Origin of the sequence: Kitasatospora gansuensis (assembly GCF_014203705.1) — a bacterium.
GTDB lineage: Bacteria > Actinomycetota > Actinomycetes > Streptomycetales > Streptomycetaceae > Kitasatospora > Kitasatospora gansuensis.
This window is the reverse complement of the sequence record NZ_JACHJR010000001.1, coordinates 6,784,301-6,799,631: the sequence shown is the minus strand read 5'-3', so window position 1 is coordinate 6,799,631 and position 15,331 is coordinate 6,784,301. Positions and strand designations below refer to the sequence as shown.

13 protein-coding genes are annotated in these 15,331 nt (G+C 72.2%); 8 read left to right on the top strand and 5 right to left on the bottom strand.

The window, feature by feature from the left end; translation table 11 throughout:
• Positions 1–5: 5 nt before the first annotated feature.
• Positions 6–1,778, bottom strand: a complete 1,773-nt coding sequence (locus tag F4556_RS30625; RefSeq protein ID WP_184921822.1) for an ABC transporter ATP-binding protein — start codon at positions 1,776–1,778, stop codon at positions 6–8.
• Complete coding sequence (locus F4556_RS30620; RefSeq protein ID WP_184921820.1) at positions 1,775–3,553, bottom strand: ABC transporter transmembrane domain-containing protein; 1,779 nt, start codon at positions 3,551–3,553, stop codon at positions 1,775–1,777. The genes F4556_RS30625 and F4556_RS30620 overlap by 4 nt, the downstream gene beginning before the upstream one ends.
• 297 nt (positions 3,554–3,850) lie before the next feature.
• Here F4556_RS30620 and F4556_RS30615 point away from each other — a divergent pair, with 297 nt between their 5' ends.
• Positions 3,851–4,705 (top strand): aldo/keto reductase, encoded by an 855-nt coding sequence (locus tag F4556_RS30615; RefSeq protein ID WP_184921818.1) that lies wholly within the window; start codon positions 3,851–3,853, stop codon positions 4,703–4,705.
• Between the two features lie 118 nt (positions 4,706–4,823).
• On the opposite strand, the gene F4556_RS38625 is transcribed toward F4556_RS30615, so the two are convergent.
• On the bottom strand, positions 4,824–5,720 hold the full coding sequence (locus tag F4556_RS38625) for a MarR family winged helix-turn-helix transcriptional regulator (protein WP_246511128.1): 897 nt from the start codon (positions 5,718–5,720) through the stop codon (positions 4,824–4,826).
• Positions 5,721–6,115: 395 nt separating this feature from the next.
• On the opposite strand from F4556_RS38625, the gene fabG reads away from it, so the two are divergent.
• From fabG to F4556_RS30585, 4 genes are all read left to right on the top strand, one after another.
• Positions 6,116–6,883: a 3-oxoacyl-ACP reductase FabG gene (fabG, locus tag F4556_RS30600; RefSeq protein WP_184921816.1), complete on the top strand. Its 768-nt coding sequence runs from the start codon at positions 6,116–6,118 to the stop codon at positions 6,881–6,883.
• 91 nt (positions 6,884–6,974) lie between these two features.
• Entirely contained in the window at positions 6,975–7,166 is a 192-nt protein-coding gene (locus F4556_RS30595) for a hypothetical protein (protein WP_184921814.1), read from the top strand.
• 150 nt (positions 7,167–7,316) lie between these two features.
• Positions 7,317–10,043, top strand: a complete 2,727-nt coding sequence (locus F4556_RS30590) for an NPCBM/NEW2 domain-containing protein (RefSeq protein WP_184921811.1) — start codon at positions 7,317–7,319, stop codon at positions 10,041–10,043.
• 136 nt (positions 10,044–10,179) lie between these two features.
• Positions 10,180–10,890 carry a phosphatase PAP2 family protein gene (locus F4556_RS30585; protein ID WP_376775756.1) on the top strand — a complete coding sequence of 237 codons (711 nt, stop codon included), beginning with the start codon at positions 10,180–10,182 and terminating at the stop codon, positions 10,888–10,890.
• Here the strand turns inward: F4556_RS30585 and F4556_RS30580 are convergent.
• Positions 10,853–11,032, bottom strand: coding sequence for an I78 family peptidase inhibitor (locus tag F4556_RS30580; RefSeq protein WP_184921809.1), 180 nt, complete (start codon positions 11,030–11,032; stop codon positions 10,853–10,855). The genes F4556_RS30585 and F4556_RS30580 overlap by 38 nt on opposite strands.
• Positions 11,033–11,095: 63 nt before the next feature.
• Between F4556_RS30580 and F4556_RS30575 the strand changes: the two genes are divergently transcribed.
• A complete protein-coding gene (locus F4556_RS30575; protein WP_184921807.1) occupies positions 11,096–11,371 on the top strand; it encodes a DUF6343 family protein in 276 nt (91 codons plus the stop codon).
• Here the strand turns inward: F4556_RS30575 and F4556_RS30570 are convergent.
• On the bottom strand, positions 11,368–12,864 hold the full coding sequence (locus F4556_RS30570; RefSeq protein ID WP_184925455.1) for an aldehyde dehydrogenase (NADP(+)): 1,497 nt from the start codon (positions 12,862–12,864) through the stop codon (positions 11,368–11,370). The genes F4556_RS30575 and F4556_RS30570 overlap by 4 nt on opposite strands.
• Before the next feature lie 163 nt (positions 12,865–13,027).
• On the opposite strand from F4556_RS30570, the gene F4556_RS30565 reads away from it, so the two are divergent.
• A complete protein-coding gene (locus tag F4556_RS30565; RefSeq protein ID WP_184921805.1) occupies positions 13,028–13,810 on the top strand; it encodes an IclR family transcriptional regulator in 783 nt (260 codons plus the stop codon).
• Between the two features lie 207 nt (positions 13,811–14,017).
• Complete coding sequence (locus tag F4556_RS30560) at positions 14,018–15,328, top strand: pectate lyase family protein (protein ID WP_184921803.1); 1,311 nt, start codon at positions 14,018–14,020, stop codon at positions 15,326–15,328.
• Positions 15,329–15,331 lie beyond the last annotated feature (3 nt).

Sequence of the window (15,331 nt, the reverse complement as noted above, 5' to 3'; positions counted from 1 at the left end):
GGTGGTCAGTGCTCGTCCCGCCACGACCGCCAGAGCGCCGCGTACGGCCCGCCCGCCGCGACCAGCTCGTGGTGGGCGCCGTACTCGCTGATCCGCCCGCGTTCGACCACCGCGATCACGTCCGCGTCGTGCGCGGTGTGCAGCCGGTGCGCGATCGCGATCACCGTCCGGCCCTCCAGCACCCGCGACAGCGAACGCTCCAGGTGCCGGGCCGCCCGCGGATCGAGCAGTGAGGTCGCCTCGTCCAGCACCAGCGTGTGCGGATCCGCCAGCACCAGCCGGGCGAGCGCGAGCTGCTGGGCCTGAGGCGGCGTCAGCGCGACCCCGCCGGAGCCGACCTCGGTGTCGAGCCCGTCGGCCAGCGCCTCGGCCCACTCCCCCGCGTCCACCGCGTCGAGCGCGGCCCGCAGCTCGGTGTCGTCCGCCTCGGGCCGGGCCAACCGCAGGTTGTCCCGCAGGGTGCCGACGAAGACGTGGTGCTCCTGGTTGACCAGCGCCACCTGGGCCCTGACCCGCTCGGCGGGCATCCTGGCGAGCGCCGTGCCGCCCAGCGTGACGGTGCCCCGACCCGGGGCGTAGATCCCGGCCAGCAGCCGCCCGAGGGTGGACTTGCCCGCGCCGGACGGACCGACCAGCGCGACCCGGCTGCCCGGCGCCACGTCCAGGCTGATGCCGTGCAGCACGTCGGCGCCCTCGCGGTAGCCGAACCGGACGTCGGTCGCCTCCACCCGGCGGCCGTCCGGTACGGCGAGCTCGTCCGTCTCCGGGTCCTCGACCTCCCGGACGCCGACCAGCCGGGCCAGCGAGGCCTGGCCGACCTGGAGCTCGTCGTACCAGCGCAGGATCAGGTCGACCGGGTGGGTGAGCGCCTGCGCGTACAGCACGCCGGCGGTCAGCTCACCCACCGTCAGCCAGCCCCGCACGGTGAACAGCCCGCCCAGCACCAGCGTGCCGACGATGACGATCGCGTACGTCGCCTCCACCGTCGGGAACCAGACCGAGCGCAGCCAGAGCGTGTACCGCTCCCAGGCCTGCCATTCGCCGATCTTCCGGTCCGTCAGTTCCACCCGGTCGGTGCCGAGCCGGAGCGACTCGACCGTGCGGCCCGCGTCCACCGTCTCGGCCAGCACGGTGTTGACCGCCGCGTACCCGGCCGACTCGGCCCGGTAGGACTGCGGGGCCCGGCGGAAGTACCAGCGCGAGGTGGACAGGATCAGCGGCAGCGCGACCACCACGGTGATCGCCAGCAGTGGTGAGGTCACCACCAGCGCGCCGAGCACCAGCACCAGCGAGACCAGCGCGACGGCCAGCTCGGGCACCGCCTCGCGGATCGACTTGGACAGCCGGTCGATGTCGGTGGTGCCGCGCGAGACCAGGTCGCCGGTACCGGCCCGCTCCAGCACGCCCGGCGGCAACGCCACCGAGCGGACCAGGAAGTCCTCCCGCAGGTCGGCCAGCACCTCCTCGCCGAGCACCCCGCCGCGCAGCCGGGACCAGCCCATGAACGCCGACTGCACCAGCAGCGCGCCCAGGTACCAGCCAACCGCCGACAGCACCCTGCCCTTGGCGGTGCCCGCGCTCAGGTCCTCGACCAGCGACCCGAGCACCCAAGGACCGACCAGCCCGGCCAGCGTGGCCACCGTGTGCAGCCCCACCACCGCGCCGAAGCCCCGGAAGTGACGGCGCGCCAGCAACCTGACGTACGACCGCACAGTGGCCGGCGAGCCGACCGGCAGCATGGTCGCCGGGCCGCGCTCCTGAATCAACGGGGGCTTCATACCTTCTCCTCAAGAACCAGCTGGTCGTCCTCACGGGTGACCACGGCCCGGTAGTGCGGGGCGGTGTGCAGGAGTTCGCGGTGGGTGCCGGTGGCGGTGACCCGGCCGCCGTCGATCAGCACCACGGTGTCGGCCTGGTCGAGCAGCAGCGGGCTGGTGGCGAGCACCACCGTGGTGCGCTCCGCCCGGATGGCGCGCAGCGAAGCCGCGATCCGGGACTCGGTGTGCGCGTCGACCGCGCTGGTGGGCTCGTCCAGCACCAGGACCGGCGGGTCGGCCGCCAGCACCCGGGCCAGCGCCAGGCGCTGCCGCTGGCCGCCGGAGAGCGAGCGGCCGCGCTCGGTGATCCGGGCCCGCATCGGGTCGCCGCCGGCCTCGGGCGAGCCGTCGACCAGGGCGTCCAGGACGTCCTCGGCCTGGGCGGCGGCGATCGCCTCGGCCGGGCCGACCCGGCCGGAGGACGGGATCTCGAACAGCTCGGCGAGCGTGCCGGAAAGCAGCACCGGCTCCTTGTCGTGCACCAGCACGGCCGCCCTGGCCTCGGCCAGCGGTACGGCGTCCAGTTCGATGCCGCCCAACCGGGCGGACGGGTCCGGGAGTTCGCCCTCGGCCAGCGGCACGTGGCCGCCCAGCCGGTCCGCCAGCCGGTCGGCCACCTCGGGGTCGGCGCACACCACGGCGGTCAGCCGGCCGGCCCGGACGGTCAGCCCGGTGACCGGGTCGTGCAGGTCGGACCGCCCGGGGGCGGCCAGCTCGGCGGTCAGCTCGCCCGCGTCGGCGGTGCGCCGCAGCGAGAGCACCCGGGTGGCCCGCCCGGCGGAGACCCGGGCGACGCTCCAGGCGTGCGCGGCCTCGCCGAGGATCCGCAGCGGGGCGGCCAGGAAGGCGGTCGCGCCGTACACGGCGACCAGCTCGCCGACACCGATCCGGCCGTCGGCGGCCAGCTCGACGCCGTACCAGGTCACCCCGACCACGAACAGGCCGGGCAGCAGGACCTGCTGGGCCTGCATCAGCGACCAGACCCTGGCGGTGCGGACGGCGGCGCCGCGCACCTGCTGCGAGGCCTGCCGGTAGCGCTCCAGGAAGAGTTCCTCGCCGCCGATGCCGCGCAGCACGCGCAGCCCGGCGACGGTGTCGGCGGCCAGCTCGGTGGCCTTGCCGCCGAGCGCGCGCTGCTCGCTGTAACGGCGCTCGAACGGGCCGAGCAACGGCAGTACGGAGACCGCCAGCACCGGCACGCCGAGCAGGACGGCGGCACCCAGCAGCGGCTGCTGGACCAGCACGACCAGGCTGACGGCCAGCCAGACCAGCACGGCGGCCCGGACCCGGGCCACCAGCTCGACGTACCAGCCGATCTTCTCCACGTCGCCGCTGCTGACCGCGACGATCTCGCCGGTGGCGATCCGGCGGGACAGACCGGCCCCGAGGGCGCTGGCCTGCCGGGCCACCAGCTGGCGGGTCTGCGCGGCGGCGGTGATCCAGTTCCACACCGCCTGACGGTGCAACAGGACGCTGCCGGTGGCCTGGACGGCGGTGAGCAGCAGGGCCAGCGCGCCGGCCCGCCAGACGCCGCCGGTGTCGTGGTCGACGGCGGCCTGGATGCCGAGGCCGAGGGCGACCGGGAGGGCGGCCATCGCGCCCATCTCCACCGTCCCCCAGAGGGTGGCCAGCCACTGGCCTCGGCGCTGGCTGCGCTGGAGCCAGCGCAGGAAGGCGAGCGGGGAGTCGAGATCGGGACGGCCTGGGTCGGCCATCGGCAGGGTGGTGAGCGGCATGACGCTCCGATGCGGGGGTGGTTCGGGCAGGGGCGCACGGCCCGACCCCAGGTCGTGGGGGCGGGCGGCGGAGGGGAGTTGAGGGGGTACTGTCCGTCACGACGTCATGGGCATCGAGCGTGCCGGGGGTCACACCACGATCGCAACAGGTTTTCCGGGACCGGCCAGGTCACCGTGGGCGGACCGATCGCGGAATCGTCAATTCCGGTGAATTCCCGTCATCCGGGAACAAGTGGTCCAGGCCACCAGTTGGTCCATTGTCGGCAGCATTGGACAACCGGAGGGCACCCCTTCCCCGTGAGCACCATCCCGAGCATCACCCTGAACAACGGCCAGGCCATCCCGCAGCTCGGCTTCGGCGTCTGGCAGGTCGCGGACGACGAGGCGACGACGGCGGTCGAGACGGCGATCAAGGCCGGCTACCGCAGCATCGACACCGCCGCGATCTACGAGAACGAGACCGGCACCGGCAAGGCGATCGCGGCGGCCGGGGTGCCCCGCGAGGAGCTGTACGTCACCACCAAGCTGTGGAACTCCGGCACCGCCGACTGGTCCGGGCAGCAGGGCCGGGACGCGGTGCTGCGGGCCTTCGACGACTCGCTCGGCAAGCTCGGCCTGGAGTACGTCGACCTCTACCTGATCCACTGGCCGCGCCCGATGCACGGCACCTTCGGCAACGTCTGGAAGGCCTTCGAGGAGCTGGCCGCCGACGGCCGCGCCAAGTCGGTCGGCGTCTCCAACTTCGGCCAGGTCCAGCTGGACGCGCTGCGTGAGCAGAGCGGTCTCGTCCCGGTGCTGAACCAGGTCGAGCTGCACCCGCACTTCCCGCAGACCGAGCTGCGCGCGTACCACGCCGAGCACGGCATCGCGACGGAGGCCTGGAGCCCGCTGGGCCAGGGCAAGGACCTGCTCACCGAGCCCGCGCTGGTGAAGATCGCCGAGAAGCACGGCCGCACGGTGGCCCAGGTGGTCCTGCGCTGGCACCTGCAGAGCGGCATCATCGCGATCCCGAAGTCGGTCACCCCCTCCCGGATCGTGGAGAACCTGGACGTGACCGGCTTCGAGCTGGACACGGACGACCTGACCGCGATCGCGGCCCTGGAGACCGGCAAGCGCCTCGGCCCGGACCCGCAGGGCTTCGACTGGAACTGATCTTCCGGTGTGCCGACGGCCGCCACCCCCTGCGGATGGGGTGGCGGCCGTCGGGCTGCGCGCATGCGTCCGGCGCTGGCAAATCGTTCCTGCCAGGTCCATGGCACCTGATGAATCGTTACAGCCGGGCCGCCTTCGCGAGCAGCGCCATCGCGGCGGCGTGCTCGTGCGGCTCCAGCGGAGCCAGCAGCAGTTCCTGTACAGCGCGCACCCCGGCGGAGGACCGGTGCAGCAGCTCCTGCCCGGCGGGCGAGAGCGAGAGCAGGTTGCGCCGCCCGTCCAGCGGGTCCCGGCGGCGGAGCACCAGGCCGCGCCGGACCAGCCGGCTCACCATCTCCGCCATCGTGGCCTTGTCCAGCGAGGCCAGCTCACCGACCGTGCGCTGGTCGGCGCCCGGCTCGGCCTCCAGTGCGTCCAGCACCGCGTACTGCGGCGCCGTCAGGTCGGAACCGACCTGGTCGGACCAGAGCTTGGTGTGGACCTGCTGGCTGACCCGGATCAGATAGCCGACCGCGCGCTGGGCGTCCAGCAGCGGCCGGGCGTCGGTCAGTGCGGCGACGGCCGCGGGCTCCAGCCGGGCGATCTTGGCCATCACCCGGACCAGTTCGAGCTGCTCGTCCGGGCTGAGCGGCTCGAAGAGCGTCCGCTGCACCCTGACCACTCCGCCGGTCGCCTCACGGACGGCCTGAGCGCCGTTCTGCGACAGGGCGAGCAGCTTGCGGCGACCGTCAGCGGGGTCGCGGCGGCGTAGCACCAGGCCGCGCCGGACCAGCCGGGCGACCATTTCGGCCATCGTGGCCTTGTCGAGCGAGGCCCGTTCGCCGACGGTGCGCTGATCCGCTCCTGGTTCGAGCGCCAGCGCGAGCAGGACGGCGAACTGAGGCGCCGTCAACTCGTTGCCGACATGCTCGGACCAGAGGCGGGTGTGCACCTGCTGGGCCACGCGGATGAGGTGTCCGGGCGACTGCTGCAGCCGACCGGTCACGCGGGTCGTCGGGATCTCCCCCAGCACCATGAAATCCGTCCCGATGTCACACCCGGTGTGTGTGGGACACCCGGGCGGGGCAGTAACGGCGAGTGAGCGTCCCGCTGTGAGGGTAGGCGCGCCAGCCGTGCAGCCGGTGGCTGCTGGCGCACACTATACAAACGGTCGGCCCGTACCGGCAGGCGGGGGCCAATAGTAGATGTTTGTTCGGCGAAGTTGGCATATTTCCGCCGGATGTCGCGCTCACGTCCACTTGATCGGCACAACTCGTCCGCGCGGTCGCCCTCACCCTCCGTCACCTGCGGCTCTGTCCTCTGGTCAGCATTCCTACCGGTCGGTAATCTGGCCGCCGCAGCGTCCTCCTGGGCCCCTCGCGGCCAAGGTCACGATTTCCTGTCACCCCCCTGAGAGAGACGAGTACGAACATGACCGAGCAGAGCAGTTCCCCTCGCGTCGCGGTGGTCACCGGCGCGGCTCGCGGGATCGGCGCGGCCACCGCGCTGCGGCTGGCCGCCGACGGCTACGCGGTCGCGGTGGTGGACCTGACCGAGGAGGCCGGCAAGGAGACCGTCGAGCGGATCGCCGCCGCCGGCGGCCGGGCCCTGGCGGTCGGCGCGGACGTCTCGGACGCCGGCCAGGTGCAGGCCGCGGTGGACCGGATCGCCGCCGAGCTCGGCGCCCCGGTGGTGCTGGTCAACAACGCCGGGGTGCTGCGCGACAACCTGCTGTTCAAGATGTCCGAGTCGGACTGGGACACCGTGATGAACGTGCACCTCAAGGGCGCTTTCCTGATGTCCAAGGCGTGCCAGAAGCACATGGTGGACGCCGGGTTCGGCCGGATCGTCAACCTCTCCTCCTCCTCCGCCCAGGGCAACCGCGGCCAGGCCAACTACTCCGCCGCCAAGGCCGGTCTGCAGGGCTTCACCAAGACCCTGGCGATCGAGCTCGGCAAGTTCGGCATCACCGCCAACGCGGTCGCCCCCGGCTTCATCGCCACCGAGATGACCGCCGCCACCGCGGCCCGGATCGGGATGGAGTTCGAGGCCTTCAAGGCCGCCGCCGCCACCCAGATCCCGGTCAACCGGGTGGGCACCCCGGAGGACATCGCCAACACCATCTCCTTCCTCGCGGGCGAGGGCGCCGGTTTCGTGTCCGGCCAGGTCATCTACGTCGCGGGCGGGCCGCTCGACTGACCGGCCGCGGTCCGCTCGCGTGCTCCGGCGGGCAGGCGCAGACTCGGGGTGCGGGTGCCCGGTGCGCACCCGAGGACACGGGAGGAATGAGATGACCCAAGCGGACGACCCGGACTCGCATCCGACGCCGGACAAGTTGTTGCACACCGGCGGAGAGCACCCGGTGGACCCCGAGGACCTGGTGATGGCCTCGGGCCAGGACCCCACCCCGAAGTTGCTGGACAAGGCGCGTAGACAGCTCGAACTGGAGGGCGCGGCGGCGGTGGAGCGACTGCTCCCCTGAGCCTGCGGAGAAGTACCGAGGAGTCAGGCCCCGTACGACACCGTACGGGGCCTGACTGCTGTCCTGGTCACGACAGGGGGTGTGGTCAAGCGGGCCCCAGTGCGCTATACCTGCTCAGCAGTGCTCGTTTCTGCATGCGGAGGGGTTCTTATGCGCAGAACTTTGCAACACTGGCGAGGCCGGTCGGCCTCACTCGGACTCGCGGCGGTGCTCTCGCTGGGCGGGGTGACGATCGCTCCGGGGCTGGCCCAGACCGCGGTCGCCGCCAACGGCTCGGCCGGGGCGATCACCGCCTTCACCCCCGGCGCGGCCGGCAGCTACGCCATCTCGGCGGGCGCCGCCAAGGCCCGGGTCAGCTTCGTCAGCGACCAGGTGTTCCGGATCGAGCTGGCGCCGACCGGCACCTTCGCCGACCCGACCGGCAGCGACATCGTGCTGCCGCAGGGCACCCCGCCGGCCACCAGCTGGCGGGACGCGGGTGACCGGTACGAACTGTCCACCGCCGCCGTCACCCTGCGGGCGTACAAGTCGGCGCTGCGCTTCGGCCTCTACCGGGCCGACGGCAGCAAGCTCTGGGAGGAGACCAAGCCGCTCTCCTGGACCAACACCGCCACCACCCAGACGCTCGGCCGGGGCGCCACCGAGCAGTACTTCGGCATGGGCGAGCAGAACGGCTCGTTCTCGCACCGCGGGAAGACCGTCGAGGTCGGCGTCGACTACAACTGGAACGAGGGCGGCCACCCGAACTCGGTCCCCTTCTACCTCTCCTCGGCCGGGTACGGCGTGTACCGCAACACCTACGCCCCCGGTACCTACACCTTCAATGACCCGGTGACCGCCACCGAGCAGGAGACCCGGTTCGACGCCTACTACTTCGCCGGGCCGTCCGCCAAGGACGTCATCGGCCAGTACACCGCGTTGACCGGCAAGCCGTTCCTGCCGCCCGTCTACGGGCTCGAAATGGGCGACTCGGACTGCTACCTGCACAACGCCAACCGGGGTGAGCGGCACACCCTGGACGCTCTGAAGATCGCCGACGACTACGTCGCCAACGACATGCCGAACGGCTGGATGCTGGTCAACGACGGTTACGGCTGCGGCTACGAGAACCTGGCGCAGACCGCCCAGGGCCTCCAGCAGCGCAAGATGCAGCTCGGCCTGTGGACCGAGGACGGCCTGACCAAGCTGGCCGACCAGGTGAAGGCCGGCCAGCGGGTGGCCAAGCTGGACGTGGCCTGGGTCGGCTCCGGCTACAAGTTCGCCCTCGACGGCTGCAAGGCCGCCTACCAGGGCATCGAGGACAACAGCACCGCCCGCGGCTTCACCTGGGCACCGGAGAGCTGGTCCGGCGCGCAGCGCTGCGGCGTGCAGTGGAGCGGCGACCAGTCCGGCAGCTGGGACTACATCAGGTGGCAGATCCCGACCTACGCGGGCGCCACCATGTCCGGTCTCGCCTACACCTCCGGTGACGTGGACGGGATCTTCGGCGGCAGCGCCCAGACCTACGTCCGGGACCTGCAGTGGAAGTCCTTCCTGCCCGCCATCATGTCGATGGACGGCTGGGCGCCGAGCGACAAGCAGCCCTACCGGTACGGCGAGCCGTACACCTCGATCAACCGGAAGTACCTCAAGCTCAAGGAGTCGCTGCTCCCTTACATGTACAGCTACTCGGCCGAGGCGACCCGGACCGGGGTCGGCGCGGTGCGGCCGCTGGCGCTGGAGTACCCGCAGGACCCGGTGACCGCGACCGACGCGGCCAAGTACGAGTTCCTCAGCGGCCGGGACTTCCTGGTCGCGCCGGTCTACTCGGACACCTCGGTGCGGGACGGCATCTACCTGCCGCAGGGCACCTGGGTGGACTACTGGACCGGGCGGACCTACCAGGGCCCGACCACGGTGAACGGCTACAGCGCGCCGCTGGACACCCTGCCACTGTTCGTCAGGGCCGGTGCGGTGGTGCCGATGTGGCCCGGTGTCAGCTCCTACCAGGACCGCACCGCCTCCTCCCCGCTGGCCTGGGACGTCTACCCGCAGGGGGTCAACTCCTTCTCGCTGTACGAGGACGACGGGGTGACCAAGGAGCACCGCCAGGGCCGGTCGGCGACCCAGACCGCCACGGTCACCGCCCCCGCGACCGGGGTCGGCCGGGCCACCGTGGACGTGTCGGCGAGCGTCGGTGACTTCACCGGCAAGCAGACCACCCGGCCGTACCGGTTCAGCGTGCACAGCGTGAGCGCGCCGACCGCGGTCGCGCTCGGCGGGCGGGCGCTGCCCCGCTTCACCGACAAGGCCGCGTTCGACGCGGCGGCCGAGGGCTGGTTCTTCGACGCCGCCGACCGGGGCGGGGTGGCGCAGGTCAAGACCGCCTCGTTGAGCACCGCCGCCGCCTTCCAGCTCACTCTGGACGGCATCACCGCCCTCGGTGCCACCGCCACCGGACCGAGCTGGGCCTGGGCCAGCGACCTGCCCTTCGCCTCGCAGACCAACGGCTGGGGCCCCGCCGAGCGGGACCGCAGCAACGGCGAGCAGGGCGCGGCGGACGGCCGCACCCTGACCCTGAACGGGACCACCTTCGCCAAGGGCATCGGCGCGCACGCCGACTCGGACCTGGAGTTCGTGACCGGAGGGAAGTGCTCCTCGTTCAGCGCCACGGTCGGGATCGACGACGAGATCAGCGGCTACGGGGACGTGACCTTCTCGGTGGTCGCCGACGGCACCACGCTCTGGACCTCACCCACGCTGACCAGCAGCTCGGCACCGCTCCCGGTCACGGTGCCGCTCGGCACCGCCGCCCGGGTGCACCTGAAGGTGAACACGATCGGCACCAAAACCGGTGACCACGGGGACTGGGGGGCTGCTAAGTTCCTCTGCAGCTGATGTCTGTACAGGTTAGCTGACACCTGGTCAGACGCAGTCAGACGGCCGTTTCCGCAGGACCCCCACCCTGCGGAAGCGGCCGTCCTGCCGTTCCGGATGTCCGGTTGGCTCCGTTTGGGCGGGTAAAATCGGGTCCGTGTGTGCACAGATCCGACCCCCGGTGATGACCCGTGGGCATGCGCTGCTGGTCGGCGTGGTCGGGCTGGTGTACCTGCTGGTGGTCCTCGCGGTGCTGCTCGACAGCCCGCTGGTGCAGCTGGACTGGACGCTCAGACTGCTCCGCCCGTACAAGCGCTGGCCGGACGTGCAGCCCCTGCTCGACGTCTGGATCGTGGTGGGTCAGCGCGGCCCGTCGGCGATCGCCGCCTGCGCCTGGCTCGGCTGGCGCTGCTACCGGACGCGGACGACGCGGCCGCTGCTGGTGATGGGCACCGCGCTGCTGCTGCTGAACATCACGGTGGGCGGCGTGAAGATCGTCACCGGCCGGCTCGGACCGCACTACGCCCACTACCTGGGCTCGCCCGAGCTCTTCCTCGGCGGCACCATCTTCCCGTCCGGGCACACCGCGAACGCCGTGGTGACCTGGGGCGTGCTGGCCTACCTGGCGGTCCGCTGGCAGCGCACCGGTGTGCTGCTCACCGCGCTCACCGCGATATCGATCGGGCTGACCACGGTCTACCTGGGCACGCACTGGATCTCGGACGTGTTCGCGGGCTGGGCGGCCGGTGCGCTGGTGCTGCTCGCCCTCCCGCTGGCCGAGCCGCTGGTGACCGCCGCCGATCAGCGGATCACCGCACTCTGGCGGCCGGTCAGCCCTGCCAGCAGCGCTCCACCCGACCGTCCCTGACCGTGAGGTTCAGCCGGTCCTCGCGGTACTCCATGGTGATCATCGCCTCCGGCGCCAGCACCCGCACCACCCGCCACCCCTGCTCGGCGGCCAGCCGCTCGGCCTGGTCCTGCCCCAGGCCGACGTACTCCTGCTCGTCCATCCCTGTTACCCCCTTCGTCGTACGGGCATACCGTGGAGGGTAGAGGTTGGAGGTGAACCGGCGATGCGTCCCACCAAGACACCTCGTACCTGGCAGAGCGGCACCGAGCCGATGACGGCGCGCAGTGACCTCAAGCTCCGCTTCCTGCTCTCCGTGCTCTTCACTCCGCTGTTCGCGCTGACCACGGCCGGCTTCGCGCTCTGGGCCGCGGTGGCCGACCCCGGCGCTTCGCCGAGCCCGGCCACCCTGACCGCCTTCGCCGTCGCCTGCGGCGTGCTGACGCTGTTCGCGCTGGTGGACCTGCTGGTGGTGCTGCGCCGGCGCCGGACCGAGCTCTAGGCGTTGACGCGCTGCGGGACGCCGAGCGGGTTGGCGTCACGCAGCTCGGGCGGCAGCAGTTCCTGCGGGGTGTTCTGGTAGCTGACCGGACGGAGCCAGCGTTCGACCGCCGTGGCGCCGACCGAGGTCGAGGTGGAGGTGCTGGCCGGGTACGGGCCGCCGTGGTGCATGGCGGGGGCGACCGCGACGCCGGTCGGCCAGTTGTCCACCACCAGGCGGCCGGCCAGCGGGCGCAGCCGGTCCAGCAGGGCGGCCGCCTCGGGGCCGCGTTCGTCCGCGGCCAGCTGCACGGTCGCGGTCAGGTTTCCGCTCAACCGGCCCAGTACGGCTTCGAGTTCGGCCGCGTCGGCGTAGCGGACCAGGACGGTGACCGGGCCGAAGCACTCCTCGAGCAGCTCCTCGGTCAGGTCCGCCGCCGCTACCGCCAGCACGCCGGGTGCAACCGCGAGCGGGGCCGCGTCGGCCTGGCCCGCGGCCAGCAGGGTCTGTACGCCCGGCTGGGCGGCCCGGTGCTGAACGCCCGTCAGGAACGCCTCCCGCATCCGGGGGTCGAGCAGCGGCCCGCCGTCCGTCTTGGCGGCGGCCGCCACCAGCTCCTGTTCCAACTCCGCCGCCCCGGCCGGGATCAGCACCAGCCCGGGCTTCACGCAGAACTGCCCGGTACCCAGGGTGAACGAGGCCGCCAGGCCGCCGCCGATCTCGGCGGCCCGGGTGGCGGCGGCCCGCTCGGTCACCACCACCGGGTTGAGCGAGCCGAGTTCACCGTGGAACGGGATCGGCCGGGGCCGGGCGGCCGCCACGTCGTGCAGCGCCCGGCCGCCGCGGACCGAGCCGGTGAAGCCGACCGCCGCGACCAGCGGGTGCCGGACCAGCTCGGGCCCGGCCTCGAACCCGTGCAGCAGGCCCAGGAGTTCGGCGGGCAGGCCGAGGCCCACCGCCGCCTCGCGGATCAGCCGGGCGCAGAGCTCGCTGGTGGCCGGGTGGTCCGGGTGGGCCTTGACCACCACCGGGCAGCCCGCCGCGAGCGCGCTCGCGGTGTCCCCGCCGGGGACACTGAAGGCGAGCGGGAAGTTGCTCGCGGCGAACACCGCGACCACGCCCAGCGGGACCTTCATCCGGCGCAGGTCGGGGCGGCCGAGCGCCGGATCGGCGTGGTCGATCGCCACGTCCAGGAAGCCGCCGTGCTCGACCTGCTCCGCGAAGGCGCGCAACTGGTAGGTGGTGCGGGCGAGTTCACCGGTCAGCCGGGGCACCCCGAGCGCGGTCTCGGCGTCGGCGGCCGCGATCACCTCGGCGGCCGCACCCGCCAGCCGGTCGGCCGCCGCGCGCAGCAGCGCGGCCCGGACGGTGCGGTCGGCCAGCGCGGGCGCGGTGGCCGCGGCGGCGCGTACCATCTGGTCGACCTGCTCGGGTCCGGACTCGACGGCCACCTGCACGCCGGGCTCGCCGGTCCTGGGGTCGGCGGTGTGGACGGGGCGACGGGGATCTGACAGCACTGCGCGGGCCTCCTCGGCCGGGCCACCGGTCGGGCGGCGGCCGCCGGAGAGTGCGGTGCCCGGCCTCCCACAGCCCGGATCTGTTCAGTATGCTGAACGCCGTACGAATGGTTGAACCTCGCGGAACGCTACGCCGCGCGACAGAAGGGGTCAAGCACGCATGGACTCGACGGCCAACTCCGGCCCCGGCGGCGGCGCGCAGGTCAAGTCGGCGGTTCGCACGGTCGAACTGCTGGAGTACTTCGCCGGCCGGCCCGGCATGCACAGCCTGGCCGAGGTGCAGGAGCAGACCGGCTACCCGAAGAGCAGCCTGTACATGCTGCTGCGGACGCTGGTCGAGCTCGGCTGGGTGGAGACCGACGGCACCGGCACCCGGTACGGGATCGGGGTGCGGGCGCTGCTGGTGGGCAGCTCGTACATCGACGGCGACGAGGTGGTGGCGCTGGCCAGGCCGGCCCTGGACCGGCTGGCCGAGGACACCGGCGAGACCATCCACCTGGCCCGGCTGGACGGCGCCAGCGTGGTCTACCTGGCGACCCGTCAGTCCCAGCACAGCCTGCGGCCGTTCACCCGGATCGGGCGGCGGCTGCCCGCGTACTGCACCTCGCACGGCAAGGCACTGCTGGCCACCCACTCCGACGAGCGGATCAGGCAGCTGCTGCCCGCCGAGCTGGAGCCGGTGACCGAGCACACCCACACCGACCGGGAGCAGCTGATCGCCGAGCTGCGGGAGATCCGCGAGCGCGGCTACGCGGTGGACCGCGAGGAGAACACCCTCGGACTGCGCTGCTTCGGTGTCGCCGTTCCGTACCGGACCCCAGCCCGGGACGCGGTGAGCGTGTCGGTGCCGGTGGCCCGGCTGACACCGGGCCGGGAGGAGCAGATCCGGGAGGCCCTGTTCGACGCCAGGGACCGGCTGACGCTGGCCACCCGGCACCTCTGACCCTTCGTCAACTTCCGGCAGGGCCCCGCACTTCGGTGCGGGGCCCTGCCGTTTGCGGCCCGGTCGGCCCTCTTGACCGCAGGCGGTCGGGCTGCCTATCGTCCCGGCCATGGATGCGACCGTGGTTCATGTCCTTGAACCCAGTCGGAGCGTATCGCCCTCGCATTCTCCTCCCCCCACCCGACGTCACGTCCGAGGAGCTTCGCCATGCGCGTACCCCGCCGCACCGCTCTGCTCGCCTGCACCGCCGCCCTGCTCGGCGCCACCTGTGCCACCGTCACCCCGGCCGCCGCGGCCGATGTCGCGCACACCGTCCTGGCCGCCAAGGACGGCTGGGGCTCGGCCACCACCGGCACCACCGGCGGCAGCAAGGCCGACGCCGCGCACACCGTCACGGTCACCACCCGGGCCCAGCTGGTCGCCGCGCTCGGCGGCAAGAACTCCAGCAACGGGTCGAACGCCACCCCGAAGATCATCCAGGTCTCCGGCACCATCGACCTGAACACCGACGACGCCAACCGGCACCTGGCCTGCTCGGCCTACGTGACCGGCGGCTACACCCTGGCCAAGTACCTGGCCGCGTACGACCCGGCGGTCTGGGGCACCTCCAAGGTGCCGTCCGGCACCCAGGAGACCGCGCGGGTGGCCTCGCAGAAGCTGCAGGCCGAGAAGGTCCAGATCAACGTGGGCGCCAACACCACGGTGGTCGGCATCAACGGCGGCCGGCTGCTCGGCGGCGGCCTGGTGGTGAAGAACGTGGACAACGTGATCGTCCGCAACCTCACCTTCGAGGACGCCGCCGACTGCTTCCCGCAGTGGGACCCGACCGACGGCGACGACGGCAACTGGAACTCGATGTACGACAGCCTGGTCGCCTACAACGCCACCCACGTCTGGGTCGACCACAACACCTTCACCGACGGCGCCAACGTCGACGCCAAGCAGCCGAAGTACTTCGGCCGCCCGTACCAGGTGCACGACGGCCAGCTCGACGTGGTCAAGGGCGCCGACTACGTCACCGCCTCCTGGAACATCTTCAAGGACCACGGCAAGACCATCCTGGTCGGCAACAGCGACAGCTCCACCGTGGACACCGGCAAGCTCCGGGTCACCTTCCACCACAACCTCTGGCAGAACACCGTGGAGCGTGCGCCCCGGGTCCGGTTCGGCCAGGTCGACGTCTACAACAACTACTTCGTGCCGACCGCGGGCGCCTACGAGTACAGCATCGGGGTGGGCAAGAACTCGGCGGTGGTGGCCCAGCAGAACTACTTCAAGCTGCCCTCCGGCATCACGACGGGCGAGGTGCTGCGCAAGCTCAGCGGCTCCGCGCTGACCGCCGACAACAACTCCGTGAACGGCACCGTGACCGACCTGATCGGCGCCTACAACGCCGCCAACTCCAGCAGCAAGCTGGGCACTTCGGCGGGCTGGACGCCCTCGCTGCGGCTCACCGTGCAGCCCGCCTCCGCCGTGCCGGGCGCCGTCACCGCCTCGGCCGGCGTCGGCCGGATCTGACCT

Coding starts and splice junctions, on each gene's coding strand:
- F4556_RS30625 (WP_184921822.1), bottom strand. CDS start 1,778: ATGAAGCCCCCGTTGATTCAGGAGCGCGGCCCGGCGACCATGCTGCCG.
- F4556_RS30620 (WP_184921820.1), bottom strand. CDS start 3,553: ATGCCGCTCACCACCCTGCCGATGGCCGACCCAGGCCGTCCCGATCTC.
- F4556_RS38625 (WP_246511128.1), bottom strand. CDS start 5,720: ATGGTGCTGGGGGAGATCCCGACGACCCGCGTGACCGGTCGGCTGCAG.
- fabG (WP_184921816.1), top strand. CDS start 6,116: ATGACCGAGCAGAGCAGTTCCCCTCGCGTCGCGGTGGTCACCGGCGCG.
- F4556_RS30595 (WP_184921814.1), top strand. CDS start 6,975: ATGACCCAAGCGGACGACCCGGACTCGCATCCGACGCCGGACAAGTTG.
- F4556_RS30590 (WP_184921811.1), top strand. CDS start 7,317: ATGCGCAGAACTTTGCAACACTGGCGAGGCCGGTCGGCCTCACTCGGA.
- F4556_RS30580 (WP_184921809.1), bottom strand. CDS start 11,032: ATGGACGAGCAGGAGTACGTCGGCCTGGGGCAGGACCAGGCCGAGCGG.
- F4556_RS30575 (WP_184921807.1), top strand. CDS start 11,096: ATGCGTCCCACCAAGACACCTCGTACCTGGCAGAGCGGCACCGAGCCG.
- F4556_RS30565 (WP_184921805.1), top strand. CDS start 13,028: ATGGACTCGACGGCCAACTCCGGCCCCGGCGGCGGCGCGCAGGTCAAG.
- F4556_RS30560 (WP_184921803.1), top strand. CDS start 14,018: ATGCGCGTACCCCGCCGCACCGCTCTGCTCGCCTGCACCGCCGCCCTG.